At 41.6% G+C, this 16,163-nt stretch carries 16 protein-coding genes; 8 read left to right on the forward strand and 8 right to left on the reverse strand.

All coding sequences use genetic code 11. The features are described 5' to 3' along the window. On the forward strand, nt 1-245 hold a 245-nt coding region (locus ACEWB7_RS06910), incomplete at its 5' end, for an IS30 family transposase (protein WP_180033861.1). Nucleotides 246-331: 86 nt separating this feature from the next. After that, entirely contained in the window at nt 332-1,540 is a 1,209-nt protein-coding gene (locus ACEWB7_RS06915) for an IS256 family transposase (protein ID WP_312133234.1), read from the forward strand. 40 nt (nt 1,541-1,580) lie between these two features. Here ACEWB7_RS06915 and ACEWB7_RS06920 read toward each other — a convergent pair whose 3' ends face one another. The 6 genes from ACEWB7_RS06920 to uvrB all read right to left on the reverse strand — a co-directional run bounded on the left by ACEWB7_RS06920 (nt 1,581) and on the right by uvrB (nt 8,419). Further along, the gene (locus ACEWB7_RS06920; RefSeq protein ID WP_312309470.1) at nt 1,581-2,228 is read right to left on the reverse strand and encodes a hypothetical protein; all 648 of its coding nucleotides are present in this window, start codon (nt 2,226-2,228) and stop codon (nt 1,581-1,583) included. A 29-nt stretch (nt 2,229-2,257) separates the two neighbouring features. Then, nucleotides 2,258-2,632, reverse strand: coding sequence for a winged helix-turn-helix transcriptional regulator (locus tag ACEWB7_RS06925; protein ID WP_034702894.1), 375 nt, complete (start codon nt 2,630-2,632; stop codon nt 2,258-2,260). Between the two features lie 211 nt (nt 2,633-2,843). Then, the gene (locus tag ACEWB7_RS06930; RefSeq protein WP_004782721.1) at nt 2,844-4,301 is read right to left on the reverse strand and encodes a glyceraldehyde-3-phosphate dehydrogenase; all 1,458 of its coding nucleotides are present in this window, start codon (nt 4,299-4,301) and stop codon (nt 2,844-2,846) included. Between the two features lie 246 nt (nt 4,302-4,547). Then, the gene (gene rarD / locus ACEWB7_RS06935) at nt 4,548-5,480 is read right to left on the reverse strand and encodes an EamA family transporter RarD (protein ID WP_034702892.1); all 933 of its coding nucleotides are present in this window, start codon (nt 5,478-5,480) and stop codon (nt 4,548-4,550) included. A gap of 175 nt (nt 5,481-5,655) precedes the next feature. Next, nucleotides 5,656-6,255, reverse strand: a complete 600-nt coding sequence (locus tag ACEWB7_RS06940) for a lipocalin family protein (protein ID WP_004782725.1) — start codon at nt 6,253-6,255, stop codon at nt 5,656-5,658. A gap of 142 nt (nt 6,256-6,397) precedes the next feature. After that, entirely contained in the window at nt 6,398-8,419 is a 2,022-nt protein-coding gene (gene uvrB, locus ACEWB7_RS06945; protein WP_034170047.1) for an excinuclease ABC subunit UvrB, read from the reverse strand. 339 nt (nt 8,420-8,758) lie between these two features. Here uvrB and ACEWB7_RS06950 point away from each other — a divergent pair, with 339 nt between their 5' ends. Further along, nucleotides 8,759-9,547 carry a hypothetical protein gene (locus ACEWB7_RS06950; RefSeq protein WP_034702889.1) on the forward strand — a complete coding sequence of 263 codons (789 nt, stop codon included), beginning with the start codon at nt 8,759-8,761 and terminating at the stop codon, nt 9,545-9,547. Nucleotides 9,548-9,603: 56 nt separating this feature from the next. Here ACEWB7_RS06950 and ACEWB7_RS06955 read toward each other — a convergent pair whose 3' ends face one another. Beyond that, the gene (locus ACEWB7_RS06955) at nt 9,604-9,783 is read right to left on the reverse strand and encodes a hypothetical protein (protein ID WP_034702887.1); all 180 of its coding nucleotides are present in this window, start codon (nt 9,781-9,783) and stop codon (nt 9,604-9,606) included. A gap of 445 nt (nt 9,784-10,228) precedes the next feature. On the opposite strand from ACEWB7_RS06955, the gene ACEWB7_RS06960 reads away from it, so the two are divergent. The 5 genes from ACEWB7_RS06960 to ACEWB7_RS06980 all read left to right on the forward strand — a co-directional run bounded on the left by ACEWB7_RS06960 (nt 10,229) and on the right by ACEWB7_RS06980 (nt 14,621). Beyond that, the gene (locus ACEWB7_RS06960) at nt 10,229-11,323 is read left to right on the forward strand and encodes an OmpW/AlkL family protein (RefSeq protein WP_034702885.1); all 1,095 of its coding nucleotides are present in this window, start codon (nt 10,229-10,231) and stop codon (nt 11,321-11,323) included. A gap of 180 nt (nt 11,324-11,503) precedes the next feature. Continuing rightward, nucleotides 11,504-12,718: an MFS transporter gene (locus ACEWB7_RS06965; RefSeq protein WP_034702883.1), complete on the forward strand. Its 1,215-nt coding sequence runs from the start codon at nt 11,504-11,506 to the stop codon at nt 12,716-12,718. Continuing rightward, a complete protein-coding gene (locus ACEWB7_RS06970; RefSeq protein WP_312309466.1) occupies nt 12,711-12,845 on the forward strand; it encodes a hypothetical protein in 135 nt (44 codons plus the stop codon). The genes ACEWB7_RS06965 and ACEWB7_RS06970 overlap by 8 nt, the downstream gene beginning before the upstream one ends. A 185-nt stretch (nt 12,846-13,030) precedes the next feature. Beyond that, the gene (locus tag ACEWB7_RS06975) at nt 13,031-13,990 is read left to right on the forward strand and encodes a TauD/TfdA dioxygenase family protein (protein ID WP_312318418.1); all 960 of its coding nucleotides are present in this window, start codon (nt 13,031-13,033) and stop codon (nt 13,988-13,990) included. A gap of 301 nt (nt 13,991-14,291) precedes the next feature. After that, nucleotides 14,292-14,621 (forward strand): four-helix bundle copper-binding protein, encoded by a 330-nt coding sequence (locus ACEWB7_RS06980; protein ID WP_034702880.1) that lies wholly within the window; start codon nt 14,292-14,294, stop codon nt 14,619-14,621. A gap of 99 nt (nt 14,622-14,720) precedes the next feature. On the opposite strand, the gene sthA is transcribed toward ACEWB7_RS06980, so the two are convergent. Beyond that, nucleotides 14,721-16,136, reverse strand: coding sequence for a Si-specific NAD(P)(+) transhydrogenase (gene sthA, locus ACEWB7_RS06985; RefSeq protein ID WP_005234884.1), 1,416 nt, complete (start codon nt 16,134-16,136; stop codon nt 14,721-14,723). Between the last annotated feature and the right edge of the window lie 27 nt (nt 16,137-16,163).

The following is a 16,163-nucleotide window of genomic DNA, read 5'->3' on the forward strand; positions in this document are numbered from 1 at the left end:
TATATTTCTGTGACCCACATTCACCATGGCAAAAAGGCACATGCGAAAATATGAATGGTTTAATTAGGCAATATTTACCTAAAGGGATTGATTTAAATCAGGCAGATCAGCATTATTTAAATCAAGTTGCCATGTCACTGAATACTCGTCCTAGAAAAGCGTTAGATTGGCTTACACCATTAGAGAAGTTTGCTCAGCTTGTTGATTATCATAAGGCTTTTGAAACTGTCGCACCTCATGTTTGAATTCGCCTATTTAAGAGACTGTAAATTAAATTGTGTAATTGCCTGAATTTGCTATGTTCATATTCACAACGGAGTCAGGCAATATGATGAACGAACAAAAACTAAAAGACCTTGCAGCAGAATTTGCTAAAGGAATCAAAACAGAAGACGATCTCAACCAATTCACCCGATTGTTGACTAAACTCACTGTTGAAACGGCTCTCAATGCCGAACTTACCGAACATCTCGGACATGAAAAAAATGCCCGTAAATCTGGCTCAAATTCACGCAATGGTTATTCTAGTAAGACTGTACTTAGCGATGATGGGGAGATTGAGATCACCACACCACGTGATCGTGATGGCACTTTCGAACCTCAGTTGATTAAGAAAAATCAGACCCGTATTACGCAAATGGATAGCCAGATTCTATCCCTTTATGCCAAAGGCATGACCACCCGTGAAATCGTTGCTACCTTCAAGGAAATGTACGATGCCGATGTATCTCCAACGCTGATTTCCAAGGTGACTGATGCCGTCAATGAGCAGGTTGCTGAATGGCAAAACCGTCCGCTGGATGCAGTCTATCCTATCGTTTATATGGACTGTATTGTGGTTAAAGTCCGTCATAATGGCAGTGTCATCAACAAGGCTGTATTCCTTGCCTTAGGCATTAATCTTGATGGACACAAAGAACTGCTCGGCATGTGGATGGCTGAGAATGAAGGTGCCAAGTTCTGGCTAAATGTTCTGACTGAGCTGAAAAACCGAGGGCTGCAGGATATTCTGATCGCCTGTGTAGATGGACTAAAAGGCTTTCCTGATGCCATTAACAGCGTATACCCGCAAACCCACATCCAGCTGTGCATTATCCACATGTTGCGCAACAGCTTGAAATATGTGTCATGGAAAGATTACAAGGCGGTCACTCAGGATTTAAAAGCCGTTTATCAATCACCCACTGAAGAGGCAGCCTTGATGGCTCTGGATCAATTTGCCCAAACATGGGATGACAAGTACCCACAGATCAGCAAAAGCTGGCGTACGCACTGGGAGAATCTGAATACCTTCTTTGCTTATCCAGCCGAGATACGCAAAGCCATCTACACTACCAACGCAATCGAGTCATTAAACAGCGTAATACGCCAAGCGATCAAAAAACGTAAAGTCTTTCCAACAGATGATTCTGTACGTAAAGTGATTTACCTGGCCATTGATGCAGCATCTAAAAAGTGGAATATGCCGATTCGCGACTGGCGTTTAGCCATGAGCCGCTTTATTATTGAATTCGGTGACCGCTTAAGCAATCACCTTTAAATTGATGAAAAGCAATTACACAAAATTATTTACAGGCTCTTTATGAAGGAAGTCTAATATTAAAAATTATACTTTTACGATATAAAACATATTTGTATACTTCTATAATAAAATCATCCATGCCTTTTAAAATAGATTCTTTATCGAATAATTCGTGGTTATCCTTTCCACTCGTAAAGCAATAAATTTTTAACTGATCTATGACTTTATCGAATTTTTCTTTTTTACTTATGAGCTCTCCATCTTGATTTTCAAATTTCATTAAATTGTAATACTCATCAATTCTATTTTTTAAACTGAATGTCTTTGCTAACATCCCTTGCATGGTTTGTTGGTCAAAAGAATTTGGTGAAGGATAATTTACGTTAATCTCGCCTATTTGATGTTTAATATTTATTTCAATTTGCTCAGTGATTAATTTAATCTGTTTATGATAATCATCTAGAATAATTGTTAAATTTTTTGCCATATCTGCAATAACCTCGGCCGCTTTTTGCTTTTGCCATTCTTTATATGTAAGTAAAATTACAATCGGAGCAAAGATCGTTGCAGACCAGATTAATAAGTTAGATGCTAGAGTTATATCCAACTCCATATACTTAAATATCCAATAAAGACCAATACATACTAATAAAATATACGCATAAACTGAAAATAAATTGGTAATTAAATTTTCTAATTTTTTCATGCATTGCTTCCCCAAAAGCAATTTAAACTTTATTTAGTAACACGCTCTTTATTTTCCAAAATTTCTGGCAAACTGCGCTCTACCCAGCTAATTAAATAACTTATTTTTTCCGCCGCCTGCGAACCGGTAATGGTCAATTGATATTCCACTTTGGGTGGCACAACCGGATACACCGTTCTTAAAATAAAACCGTCCTGCTCCAGCATTTTTAAGGTTTGTGCAAGCATCTTTTCACTGACCCCTTCAATTCGCTGCTTCAGCTCACTAAAGCGATGTACGCCCTCACTTAAACAGCGCAATACCAGCACTGACCATTTATTGGTGAGATGTTCCAGTATTTCACGGGATGGACATTCATTAGATAGCACTTGTCCCAATAATGGACTGATTGCATACTTGGTCATTGAAGAGTTCCTTTCTTGATCACAGTTTTTATTTATTACTTACTATTTTTAATGTACTTACCCTTTGTAAGCTAGCAGATTCATAGGGGCGTATCAAGGTGAATTTTCCATCAATTAATATATATGATTTTATAAAGCTGATTTGCCATCTTTGTCTTCTACAATAAAAAAGAGCCTCAAAAGAGACTCTTTTTTAGATCATTTCTACAAATTACGCATTTGTTTCAGCAGGAACTTTTGGATAGCTTACGCCGCCCATTTGTTCAGCAATGCGAAGTACCTGGCAGCTATAACCCACTTCATTATCATACCAAACGTAGCAAGTTAAACGGTTGCCTGAAGTGATGGTCGCTTGAGCGTCGAATACACCTGCAGTACGAGAACCGATAAAGTCAGAAGATACAACTTCAGTCGAGTTTGTATAACCGATTTGACCTTGAAGGTTAGAATTGATTGAGATTTGGCGAATGTATTCATTTACTTCATCACGATCAACTTCTTTGTCTAAAGTCAGGTTCAGAATTGCAAGAGATACGTTTGGCGTAGGAACACGTACAGAGTTACCAGTCAACTTGCCTTTCAGTGCAGGAAGTGCTTTTGCAACCGCTTTAGCAGCACCAGTCTCAGTGATAACCATGTTCAATGTTGCAGCACGGCCACGACGGTCAGCTTTGTGGTAGTTGTCGATCAGGTTCTGGTCGTTTGTGAACGAGTGAACTGTTTCAACGTGACCATTGATCACTGTGTATTTGTCGTTTAACACTTTCAGTGTTGGAGTAATCGCATTGGTAGTACAGCTTGCAGCAGAGATGATTTGATCTTCATCAAGGATGTCAGCCTGGTTCACACCAAATACAACGTTCTTCATGTCACCTTTACCAGGTGCAGTCAGAATTACACGAGCAGCGCCTGGACATTTCAGGTGTTGAGCAAGACCTTCAGCATCACGCCATTTACCAGTGTTATCGATCACTAATGCATTTTCGATACCGTATGCAGTGTAATCCACTTCAGATGGATTAGATGCATAGATCACTTTGATGAACTGACCATTTGCAATAATTGCTTCGTTTTCTTCATCTACAGAAATCGTACCCGCAAATGGACCATGGATTGAGTCACGACGTAATAAAGACGCACGTTTTTCAAGGTCACCGTCAGATGATTTACGAACTACGATTGCTTTTAGGTTCAAGCCACGGCCTAGACCTGACTGGCTGATCATCAAACGGGCAAGGATACGACCGATTCGACCGAAACCGTAAAGCACAACGTCTTTACCTTCTACAGAAGTTGCATTGCCTTCAAGTGATTTCACAGCGTCAGCAACGAATGCGTTAACATCACCACCTTTTGCTTTGAATTCAACAGCAAGTTTGCCTAGATCAATTTCAGCAGTACCGATGTTTTCCACTTTTGCCAATGCTTCAAGGATTGGGAAAGTGTCTACAACAGAAAGCTCAACGTCTAATACGCGAGTACGACGATGCGCTTTAAGAATCTGGATTACAGAACGGTTAATTAAAGAGCGACCGTAAACTGTAGCTACGATATTTTTTTCACGATATAACTGACCTACTAGGGCAATCATACGTTCCGCAAGTTCTTCACGGTTTTTCCAACGACCTTGGTGCTCTGCATGAAGGGCAACGATAGTGTCTTTGCTCACAGATACGTCCTCTAATTAATTGTAAATCTAAGCATAAATTTCAAAACCCGATAATTGTAATGGAATTGGCCGCAAGTTTGAATCAAAAGCTGATTAACTCTGGCCGAAAATCCGATATATTCACTATAAATTTTGAAAATAATTGTAATTAGTCAGATGATTTTGCATTTAAAATTTGAAAAATCATCTATTCCCTGTAAAAACCAGATTTTTGTTAAATGTTGTTTATTCAGCCAAATTTATCATTCAAGAATCTAAACGTTTCTGATAACGCTCTAAATTTTGTGCTAGTGTCAGGCGTCTTTTTCGTTGTTCAATAATGTGTAGTATACCTTCAATTACCAACAATACGACGGCCAGCCAGATCGGAAGATAGGTCAGCCATTCGCCGGCTTCAACCCGCTCCCCTAATGCCATAGACGCAAAAGCCAAAAGTACTGGCTCCAGATAGCTCAGCAGACCAAAAATTACGAAAGGCAGATAACGGCTTGCCAGAATATAACTACCTAAGCCTAAAGCACTTAAGAAGCCCAAACCCAACACTGCCAAGATGAGATGAGGGAAACTGACCATAAGCTTGAGAGAATCGCTATGTACAAAGCCCAGATAGAAAGCCACTGGCAGAATCAGACACAAGTCCCACCAGAATCCACCCAAGTGATCCGTACCAAAGCGACGGCGCAGGAAGAAATACAGTGGATAAGCCAAAGCCACATAGACCGTTTCCCAGGCGATCGAACCGATTCGCCAGATTTCATGTCCCACACCTAATATGGCCAGTGCGACTGCTGCCATCTGCCAGCGCGATAGTTTTTCCTTATAAAGCACACATCCGACCAGCACCATGACTAAGGGCAACAGGAAATATCCTAGGGATACCTGTAAACCGCGGCCATTAATTGGTCCCCATAAAAAGAGCCACAACTGTGTCGTACATAACAGGGAACTGATGATCAACCAGAGCAGAAAAGCAGGTTGTTTGAGAATGCGTTTTAAAATTTGAGTGATATGGCTGAGGTCACCTGACCACCACATGAACGCAGTCAAAAATGGAATGGTCGCCAACATCCGCCAGGCAAAGGTCTGTTCACTGTCTAAAGGCTGCAAAAATGGCGTGAATATATAAAGAACACCAAATACTACTGATGCCAATACCGATAATGCAATGCCTTTATACATGCTTCAAACCCAAGATCATTCCAGCGCATTATAACGATTAGTCTAAAATAAAGCTTGAAGATTCATCTGCCCAAAGGCCAAAGGTAATTACAAGGCAAAATACATAATTTAAAAAAGAGAAGGATTAAAAAAACCATGCCGAAGCATGGTTTTTATAAATAACCCGAGTGGCCTTTTATTTTCTTGCCTGTTGGGTCTGTTTAGTATGAATTACATCACTCAAATCATAACCCACAGATTGCGCATATTGCAGGTATTCATTCACCACATTCTGATCCAGTTGAGGATCACGTGACAATACCCACATATATTTACGTTTAGGCTCGCCGACCAGTACGGTTTGATAATTATCGTCCAGTTTTAATACCCAATAATCGCCACGGCCCACTGGTAACCAGCGAATAAACTCTGGCAAGAAACTTACCTTAAGCTTGGTGTTATAAGGTGCATTCTGAATGTATGCCTCACCTACGGATTGAGTCACCTGACCATTTTTCTGGATACAGCGGTTATCTACATTAACGTTACCATTTTCATTTAATGTATACGTCGCCGTAACGTCACGATCACACTTGTTCTGGAATGTAAGTGGCTTACGAGCCACTTCATACCAGGTGCCTAAATAACGGTCCAGTTCAACTTTTTCTACAGTGGGTAAAGAATCGTTCTTGGCATAAGCCATGGTTGCAGCCCCAAGTCCAAGTAGAACTGCACCACCCACTGCAATTTTTGCAAGTTTCAATCCCGCATGAGGGAGATTATTTTTAGTTGTCATACGATACCTATTTGATCAGGACAGAATTTTCAACATGAATATTTCGTACTTACAATAGCGGCATCCGCAGACATACTTTGTAGCATTATGTTAGGTTTGTGATTGATTTTACGTAATTTAAATCTGTAATTTACACACAGACCTAACTTAACATCTGCGCTTTTAAACGTAAAATTTCATCCCGTATACGTGCAGCCTGCTCAAACTGTAGCTCTTTTGAAGCCTTGAGCATTTCTTTTTCCAGCTTATTGATATGCTTCGCGAACATCTTCGGATCGGCCATGATATGGCGCTCATCTGCACTGATCGCACGGGCCTGATCGGAAGCTTTCAACTCAATAGTTTCATCATCCAGCACTTCACCCGTATCAATTTCCTTAATCACCTGACGTACTGCACTACGCGGTGTAATGCCATGCTCTTCATTGAACTGAATCTGTTTGGCACGACGGCGTTCAGTCTCATCAATGGCTTTTTGCATCGAATCGGTGATGCGATCTGCATACAAAATCGCTTTACCTTTCAAGTTACGTGCAGCACGACCAATGGTCTGGATCAATGAACGCTCTGAACGCAGGAAACCTTCTTTATCCGCATCCAAAATCGCAACCAGTGAAACTTCTGGCATATCCAGACCTTCACGCAGCAGGTTAATGCCGACCAGAACATCGTGCACACCGGTACGCAGCTCATGAATAATTTTCACACGCTCAACAGTATCAATATCGGAGTGCAAATAAGCAACCTTGATTCCATATTCTTTTAAATAGGACGTCAGGTCTTCTGCCATGCGCTTGGTCAAGGTCGTCACCAGCACACGTTCATTCATTTCCTTACGAATATTGATTTCAGACAATACATCATCGACCTGAGTCAGGACTGGACGGATTTCAATTTCCGGATCAATCAGACCGGTTGGACGAACCACCTGCTCGACCACCTGTTCAGATTTTTCCAGTTCATATCTTGCAGGTGTTGCACTGACGTACACAGTCGTCGGTACAATACGTTCCCATTCCTCAAATTTCATCGGACGGTTATCCAGCGCACTTGGCAAGCGGAAACCGTAATTCACCAGATTTTCTTTACGGGAACGGTCACCTTTGTACATGGCTCCAATTTGTGGAACAGTTACGTGCGATTCATCAATAATCAGCAAGGCATCATCAGGTACATAATCAAAAAGAGTCGGCGGTGCTTCGCCTGCCGGACGGCCAGATAAATGACGTGAATAGTTTTCGATCCCGTTGGTATAACCGAGCTGCTGCATCATTTCCAGATCATAACGGGTACGCTGCTCGATCCGCTGAGCTTCCAGCAACTTGTCATTTTCACGGAAAAAGACCAGACGTTCTTTTAATTCATCTCGAATGGTTTCAATCGCGCGAGCCAGATTGTCTTTCGGTGTTACATAGTGACTTTTAGGATAGATCGTGACACGCGGCACTTTACGGATCATTTTCCCGGTTAAAGGGTCAAACCAGCGAATGGAGTCGACTTCATCATCAAACAGCTCAATCCTGATGGCATCCTGATCCGATTCGGCTGGGAAAATATCAATAATCTCACCACGAATACGATAGGTACCACGCAGGAATTCCAGTTCATTACGGGAATACTGCATTTCAACCAGACGACGAATAATATCATCACGTCCAATACGGTCGCCTTCGACCACATGCAGCAACATGCTCATATAAGCATTCGGATCACCCAGACCGTAAATCGCAGAAACAGAAGCGACAATAATCGCATCGCGACGTTCTAATAAGGCACGCGTTGCCGAAAGACGCATCTGGTCAATATGATCATTAATTGCCGCATCTTTTTCAATAAAGGTATCTGAAGATGGCACATAGGCTTCTGGCTGATAGTAGTCATAATAACTGACGAAATATTCAACCGCATTATTCGGGAAAAATGCTTTAAATTCGCCATAGAGCTGTGCGGCCAGCGTTTTGTTATGGGCCATAACAATAGTCGGACGCTGGGTACGGGCGATGACATTGGCCATAGTATAGGTTTTACCTGAACCGGTAACCCCCAGCAAAAGCTGATCGTGATAGCCTTTTTCTATACCCTTGACCAGCTTTTCAATGGCCTGTGGCTGATCGCCAGCAGGTTGATAATTGGTCACCAGTTCAAAGGGTTGTTTATCACTCATAGCTTTAATCATTTCACTGCGGATATCGACTCAATTTATTATGGGGGTAAAACTGAATTACTCAATCCCTATCCAGGTTTCTGTTTAGTAAAATAAATCGAGTGAAATATTATGCTTTCGTAGCTTAAAGTCATTTTAGATCTAAACTTTTCTATCAAAATTGAATCAGCATAAATTTCGAGCCGGATCATTACTTCATTCTAGCTTATTCGCTATTCAGCTAAAATTTCTGGACAAAGTTCTGCCTTATCTGATGATGTAATAAAGATTAATTTCGTCTTGACCCTTATAGCGTTCAAAGGCAACATGAAGCTAATCAGGACATCGAATAAAAAAGCCATGACTTACCATTATCACGATGAAAGTATTGTTAAATCTCTGCCAGAAAATACGGTATTTGTTTTCGGAAGCAACTTGGCTGGACAACATGCCGGAGGAGCAGCCAGAACAGCTTATGAGCATTTTGGGGCGATCATGGGGGTTGGTCGTGGCTGGGCAGGTCAAAGTTATGCCATTCCGACTATGAATGAGCATTTGCAACAGATGCCTCTCTCACAGATCCAGCACTATATTGATGACTTCAAGATTTACACCAAGAACCATCCTAAAATTAAATATTTTATTACTTCCGTCGGTTGTGGCATTGCTGGTTATAAAGTTGAAGAAATTGCTCCGATGTTCAAAGGCATTTCTCACAATGTTATTTTCCCCCAGTCATTCCGGCCTTTTGTAGAAAAAGCGCTTCCGAAAATTACGTCGCAATTCCTGCATACCATCTTTCGGGATTCGGTGATTTTTACTCCGGCAACAGATGAGTTGATTGATGTTCTGGCACTGACCGACAATGAAAAGAGTCTGGCCAAGATTCTGCTTAACACTCAGATTTATCCGGTCGACAGCAATGGTCGTGATCGTGTATTCGAGATTGAAGATATTCTGCATAACCTGAATGGCAAGATTTTTGATTTCCAGAACAATTCCGAAGGTTCCATGCTGTTTGGTGCCGTAATTCTGGCGTTACTGGAACTTTATAATATCAATGAAAAAGACTTTATTGATGTCTGGAAAGGCGATCGTGAGATTGCCCCGCCAAAACCTGAAAATAAGGCGCGTAAAACAGTTCGCTAAGAAGATCTCAAATTTTACTCATAAAAAAGCCATGAACTTCATGGCTTTTTTATTTGTTAACGTTTGCCCATTGAACGGCGTGTACCACGAGGTGGCATCCAAGTCCGGTCGGCATAACGCTGCGGTTTAGGTCGTAGATCTTCCAGAACCTCATCTGAAGCAGATTGTTCTGCCTGTTTTAATGAAAACGGTAAATTAACCAATGGCTTTTTCTTGGGAGAATTTTGGGAGCTCATGCGCAATACTCAATAATTTATGCGGCTATTGTACAAAAAAACTCTATCTGCTGTGTACCATCGGTTAGCTAAATTTATTCAAGCTTTTCCTAGTAGGTTTTGAGCGGAAAATTTGCTGATTTCTTGTATAAATTACGTCCAGAGCAGAAAACTTAAATCATTATTTAAAACTTAGATTAATGAGAAAAATGTTACTCACTTATTATTCTATTACTTCGATAAAACTGAAAATTTTATAAAAATTAATATTCTATTTATCTTCACTATTCATAATAATTTTTACATAAATATATATTTTATTAATACAATTTATACAAATTTTGGCATTTTTTACTTTCTGTTAACTTTTAACTACTCGTTCTGTAACTGTGTAAATTAATGAGATTTAACTAAATTGTTCAATAGAAAAACAAATAACTAGCACGGACAAGGAGTCCTCTGAACAATGAAGACAATCATGGTATGCATGGCAGGTCTAGCCACATTACCCCTGCTTGCACATGCAGAATCCCCATATTTCAGCCTACAGGATGGCGATGGCTTTAAGCGATTTTCCGTTTCAGTCGGTGCACTGCATGTCATGCCACAAGGAAAAGCACAACCATTTGCAGTAAATACAGCAGTTCAAGATGGTGAAACGGCTAAAGTCGGTGACATCTCGATCGCTGCAGTCAAAGGCAATCTTGATCCTGCCATGGAGTCGAATCTTTCAACCGGCTTCATTAACCTCATCGATGGCTTAGGCGGAAAAACTTTATCTGGCAATTTAAGTGGCAGTGCAGAGATTTATGGTCTAGAAAGCTGGAATAATGCCGGAACGGGTTTAGAAGCCGATGATGTCACTACCCTCGGGATCATGACCAATTATTTCTTTACCGACAATGTCTCGCTGGAAATAAAAGCCGGCATTCCTCCCAAAGTCGACTTGCAAGGTAAAGGCAAGATTTATGCACCATTCTCTGCAATGGCAACGCCAAGTATTGATTTAATTCCTCAAATACCGGGTGGCATTGATTTACCAAGTATTGACTTAAAAAATGACATCCCGATTACGGATCTGGAAGCATATGGACCAGCAGCATCTGCACGTGCCTGGACCCCGGCTTTTGAATTTCAGTACCATTTTGGCAAAACAGGTGTCAATAAATTCCGTCCTTATGTCGGGCTTGGACTCATGTATGCCTATTTCAATGAACTAGAAATCAATTCAAGTACTGAACAAGACCTGATTAAAGCCGGTCATATGATTGCCAACATTAAGGAAGGCAAAGCTGGCGCTTCTCTAGATGGGATAGAAAGTAGTGCTAATCCAAAAGTTGATCTGGAAGCGTCTGATGCCTTTGCTCCTGTCGCGACTGTCGGCTTCACTTATGACTTTAATGATACCTGGTTCGCCGTAGGTTCAGTGTCTTATGCTCATCTGAAAAATGACACCACGATTACGGTAACAGATGCAAATCTAGGTGAATTGATTCGCTCTAAAGCCGATATTGAAGTCAATCCAATTCTCGCCTATGCCGGATTCGGGATGCGTTTCTAGTCAATTAATTCTTTCATTAAAAAACTGAATACCTCAGGACAACGGCTACGGCCGTTGTTCTGTTTTCTGACGTTCTATGCAGCTATAAAAAAAATTTATCGTTTGATTAATTTTTATTTTATCGCCTCTCTAGGTTGAATCGAATACTATACCTATCAACTTTATGTGCATGAATGACTTATGGCTGACAGTCAATTTTCCAGAACCCTGATTTTTATGCTGATTGGCACTGCCATTATTCTGGGTTTATCTTTGGGGATTCGTCATGCATTTGGCCTATATCTAGTGCCAATGAGTGAAGAATTTGGTTGGGGTCATAATGTCTTTAGTTTGGCCATTGCCATGCAGAACCTGATCTGGGGTGCTGTTCAGCCTATTACTGGTGCCTTCGCTGATAAATATGGCAGCAAGATTGTCGTTGCCGTTGGCGGTGCCTTATATGCGCTTGGCCTGTTATTGATGGCTGTCAGTTCAACCGGATTATTGTTGAATCTCAGCGTCGGACTGATTTTAGGTCTGGCCTTGTCTGCCACCTCTTTCCCGGTTTTATTATCTGCGGTTGGACGAGCTGCACCACCTGAAAAACGTAGTCTGGCGATGGGGATTGCCAGTGCAGCGGGTTCCTTTGGCCAGTTTATTATGCTGCCTTCAACGCTGTTACTTTTACAAAATGTCGGCTGGTCAGCAGCACTTGTCGTTAGCGCAATTTTAATCGCTTTGATTGTACCTTTGGCCTGGATGTTAAAAGCCCCGATGTATGTCGATCCGAATGCGACTCCTACACCGAATAAAGTTTCACTCAGCTTTAAAGAGATTTTAGTGGTAGTCAAAAACCATAAGCCATTCTGGTTTCTGGCGATGGGCTTTTTTGTCTGTGGCTTTCAGGTGGTCTTTATCGGGATTCATCTGCCGGGTTATCTGATTGATCATGGGTTCAATGCTACAACTGGCACCATTTTCCTGGCGCTGGTCGGCCTATTTAATGTTGTCGGTACCTATACGGCTGGCTGGCTCGGTGGAAAGTATTCCAAACCACGTCTGCTAATGGGTTTATACGGTCTGCGCGGGATTGCGATTATCGCCTTTCTGATGCTGCCTTTAAGCACCTGGACGGTCTATGCGTTTGGTGTCATCATGGGATTATTATGGCTTTCTACCGTACCGCTCACTAACGGTATTGTCGCCAACATGTTTGGCGTGAAATATCTGACCATGCTCAGCGGGATTGTATTCTTTACCCATCAGGTCGGTTCATTCTTTGGCGGCTGGCTCGGCGGTGTAAACCATGACATGAGTGGTAACTATAATGCGGTATGGATGTTGTCGATTGCCTTAAGTATTTTTGGCGTACTGGTGCACTTATGGGTAAATGAGGAGCAAATCGTACATGACTAATTCGACCTTTCTGCTCAAGCTTTCCATTGCGGTAGCGATGGTACTTCTCCTCTCTATTTCTTTATGGCTCTGGAGCCAGACTCCAGAACTGTTTGAGTACTTTAATCAGGCGTTTTGTGCACATTAATTTTCAAATATTTGACATTTTTCAGCAGCTTTAGGACTTTGTTTTGCCATATTAATTAAAAGATATTAAATCAATCATTTAGATATTTTTATTCGGTTTTTCATAAGTTTAGCACTTCTTATGATTTTATTTTTATTCTGGATTTTTTTAGATTTTCTGCAACAAGAAAATTCAGAGACTTTCCAATGACAAGCTTAACCCAACTTTCACAAGCCATTCACGATGCACCACGCTGGCATCAGCAAGATCAGTTCCAAAATACTGATGAAATCAAAATTGTCCCGCAGGCAGATCAAGCCCTAGGCGCAGTGGTTTATGGCCTCGATGCCCGTAAAGCTCAATCTGGTGAAACCATCCTGCGTCTAAAGCAGGCTCTGGCTGAACATTTGATCCTGATCTTTAAGAATCAAAGTCTGGATGATCTACAGTATCTTGCCTTTGCCACCTATTTCGGTTCAATCTTCCGTCCAGATGCTGACACGCCAGTGTTGGCGTCTAAAACAGATACCGGCACTCCACCTGATGTCGTACCCGTTTCCAATGCAGTCGGCCAAGGGGATTACACCGGCCATGGTGAACTTGCTCCGCATGCCGATCACCAGTGGACACCGCTACCTTCTTTTGGTTCTTTACTCTATGCCATTGAACTGCCAAAAGACGGTGGACAGACGTCCTGGATTAATACCATCAAGGCTTATGAAGCATTAGATGAAGAAACCAAAGCACAAATCGATCAGTTACAGCTCATTACCTATAATCCATTTGTGCGCTTCCAGAGCAATAAAGGTGGTAATACTTATGCAGGTAATATGCCAAAATATCGCTTTAAAGATCAGCCAGTTTTAGGTCATGCCTATCCGCACCCACTGGTACGCACCCATCCTGAATCTGGCCGTAAAGCACTTTGGTTAAATACCCATACTGAAGTTGAATTAGTGAATTATGACGATCAGGCAGGTAGTGAACTGATTGCAAAATTACGTGAGCATGTCTTAAAACCTGAATTCGCTTATGAGCACCATTGGGAAGCAGGCGATATCGTGTTCTGGGACAATCAGGTTACTCTACATTCACGCCGTCCTTTCCCTGCTGATCAGCGCCGTTTATTAAAACGTATCAGCCTGGCAGGTAGTCGTCCATTTTAATCACCATAAAAATATAATAAAGAGAAAGGTCATTTAAGCCTTCGACAATAACGACTCATCATGTAGATTTTCCGCCATTGAGGAATGACCGCCTCAATGGTTTTATTTTTAAATTTTTAGTCATCCTATTTTGGGAAAATCAGGATAGAGGTTTTAAATTAAATTTTTTAGAAATACAGCTTTTAACAAAATCGGTAATCGGATTACTTTTTCTCACTCAAACTGTCTAGTGTATTTTTCCTTTTCTGCTTAGCGTATTAAAAAATCAAGCGATTGCTATAGCCGCAAAAAGGAGAAAAAAATGAATGAGATTCAGTTTTCAGATTGTGTCCGCGCATGTATGACCTGCTCTCTGGCCTGTACTAACTGTGCCAGTGCCTGCTTGAAAGAAGAACATTTAGAAATGATGCGGGAATGTATCCAGCGCTGTCTGGACTGTGCTGATCTGTGTCAGCTCTGCGCCCGCATGCAACAAAAGCAATCTCCATTTATCAAAGAGATTTGCGAGCTATGCGCAAAAGCTTGCGATTATTGTGTAGAAGAATGTGGCCATCATGAGGATGATCATTGCCAGCAATGTGCCGAAGCTTGCCGTCGCTGTGCTGAAGAATGCCGCAAAATAGCAGCCTAATTTCCAGCATTACTGACTAGATTGAATTTTTTCAATCTGGAAAATAAAAAACCCGCAAGCCAAATCTGCGGGTTTTTTATCTAACCTGAATAAATCAAATTAGAATAAACGGTTCATACCATTCAAGGTTGCCACACGGTAAGCTTCTGCCATCGTTGGATAGTTGAATGTAGTTTCTACAAAATACTTGATCGTATTGTTAGGACTGTTCATCACAGCCTGACCAATATGGATAATCTCCGAAGCGTTATTACCGAAGCAATGCACACCTAGAACTTCCAGCGTATCGCGGTGGAACAGAATTTTTAATTCACCAACCGTATCACCAGTAATCTGTGCACGCGCCAGATGACGGAAAGAAGCCTGACCCACTTCATACGGAATTTTTTCTTCAGTCAACTGCTGCTCAGTTTTACCAATCGAAGAAATTTCCGGAATGGTATAAATACCAGTTGGAATATCTGTCACGGGTGCAACGTCTTGCTCACCACTCATGTTGGCACCTGCGCAACGACCTTGGTCATAGGCAGCAGAAGCCAGTGATGGCCAGCCAATCACGTCACCTGCAGCATAGATATTTTCGACTTCAGTCTGATACTGTTCATTCACGGTTAATTGACCGCGGCTGTTTGGTTTCAGGCCAATATTTTCAAGGCCTAAACCGTCAGTATTCCCTGAACGGCCGTTACACCACAGAATAGCGTCTGCCTTAATTTTCTTGCCGCTTTGTGTATGCAGAACGACATAATCATCAGAAGTTTCAAGGAAGTCGATCTGTTCATTATGACGGATCAATACACCCTGTTCACGTAAGTGATAAGATAGCGCATCGGAGATTTCATCATCCAGATAGCTCAGCAGTTTTGGTTGGGTGTTGATCAGGTCAACCTTATGTCCCAGACCAATAAAGATCGATGCATATTCACAGCCAATCACACCTGCGCCATAAATAATGATTTTTTGGATTGAGAAATCCAGATCCAGAATTTTGTCTGAATCAAATACACGTGGATGATTGAAATCAAGAATCTCTGGACGGTATGGACGCGAACCGGTCGCAATCACCAGTTGCTGGAACATAATGGTTTCTTTTATGCCATCTGGTGTAAATACAAAGATCGTATTTTCGTCTTGAATGTAAGCACGACCATGATAGATATCAATCTTGTTACGGTCATAAAAACGTGAGTGTGTATCCACCTGCTGTTGAATCACTTTATGTGCATTGCGCAGTACCTGTTTCATGGTGAATTGTTTCCATTCACCTACTTTTTGAAACATTGGATCACGTTGATAACGGATAATACTGGATACCGTCTGACGCAATGCCTTACTTGGAATCGTACCTACGTGAGTACAGTTACCACCCAGCTGTTCACGCATATCCACAATTGCAACACGCTTCCCAGATTTGGCAAGTTTCATTGCCGCGCCTTCGCCCGCAGGGCCTGAACCTAGAACTACCGCATCGTACTTAACGAAAGTCCCACTAACGACCTCTTTTTTACGTGGCATTCAACGCTCCTTAAAATTAAAAAATTT

The sequence above is a fragment of the Acinetobacter sp. NIOH-H-8 genome (genome assembly GCF_046635365.1).
GTDB lineage: Bacteria > Pseudomonadota > Gammaproteobacteria > Pseudomonadales > Moraxellaceae > Acinetobacter.

Excerpts from the sequence above, each read along its gene's own strand:
- ACEWB7_RS06915 (WP_312133234.1), top strand. The coding sequence starts at position 332 with ATGAACGAACAAAAACTAAAAGACCTTGCAGCAGAATTTGCTAAAGGA.
- ACEWB7_RS06920 (WP_312309470.1), bottom strand. The coding sequence starts at position 2,228 with ATGAAAAAATTAGAAAATTTAATTACCAATTTATTTTCAGTTTATGCG.
- ACEWB7_RS06925 (WP_034702894.1), bottom strand. The coding sequence starts at position 2,632 with ATGACCAAGTATGCAATCAGTCCATTATTGGGACAAGTGCTATCTAAT.
- rarD (WP_034702892.1), bottom strand. The coding sequence starts at position 5,480 with ATGTATAAAGGCATTGCATTATCGGTATTGGCATCAGTAGTATTTGGT.
- ACEWB7_RS06940 (WP_004782725.1), bottom strand. The coding sequence starts at position 6,255 with ATGACAACTAAAAATAATCTCCCTCATGCGGGATTGAAACTTGCAAAA.
- uvrB (WP_034170047.1), bottom strand. The coding sequence starts at position 8,419 with ATGAGTGATAAACAACCCTTTGAACTGGTGACCAATTATCAACCTGCT.
- ACEWB7_RS06950 (WP_034702889.1), top strand. The coding sequence starts at position 8,759 with ATGACTTACCATTATCACGATGAAAGTATTGTTAAATCTCTGCCAGAA.
- ACEWB7_RS06955 (WP_034702887.1), bottom strand. The coding sequence starts at position 9,783 with ATGAGCTCCCAAAATTCTCCCAAGAAAAAGCCATTGGTTAATTTACCG.
- ACEWB7_RS06960 (WP_034702885.1), top strand. The coding sequence starts at position 10,229 with ATGAAGACAATCATGGTATGCATGGCAGGTCTAGCCACATTACCCCTG.
- ACEWB7_RS06965 (WP_034702883.1), top strand. The coding sequence starts at position 11,504 with ATGGCTGACAGTCAATTTTCCAGAACCCTGATTTTTATGCTGATTGGC.
- ACEWB7_RS06970 (WP_312309466.1), top strand. The coding sequence starts at position 12,711 with ATGACTAATTCGACCTTTCTGCTCAAGCTTTCCATTGCGGTAGCGATG.
- ACEWB7_RS06975 (WP_312318418.1), top strand. The coding sequence starts at position 13,031 with ATGACAAGCTTAACCCAACTTTCACAAGCCATTCACGATGCACCACGC.
- ACEWB7_RS06980 (WP_034702880.1), top strand. The coding sequence starts at position 14,292 with ATGAATGAGATTCAGTTTTCAGATTGTGTCCGCGCATGTATGACCTGC.
- sthA (WP_005234884.1), bottom strand. The coding sequence starts at position 16,136 with ATGCCACGTAAAAAAGAGGTCGTTAGTGGGACTTTCGTTAAGTACGAT.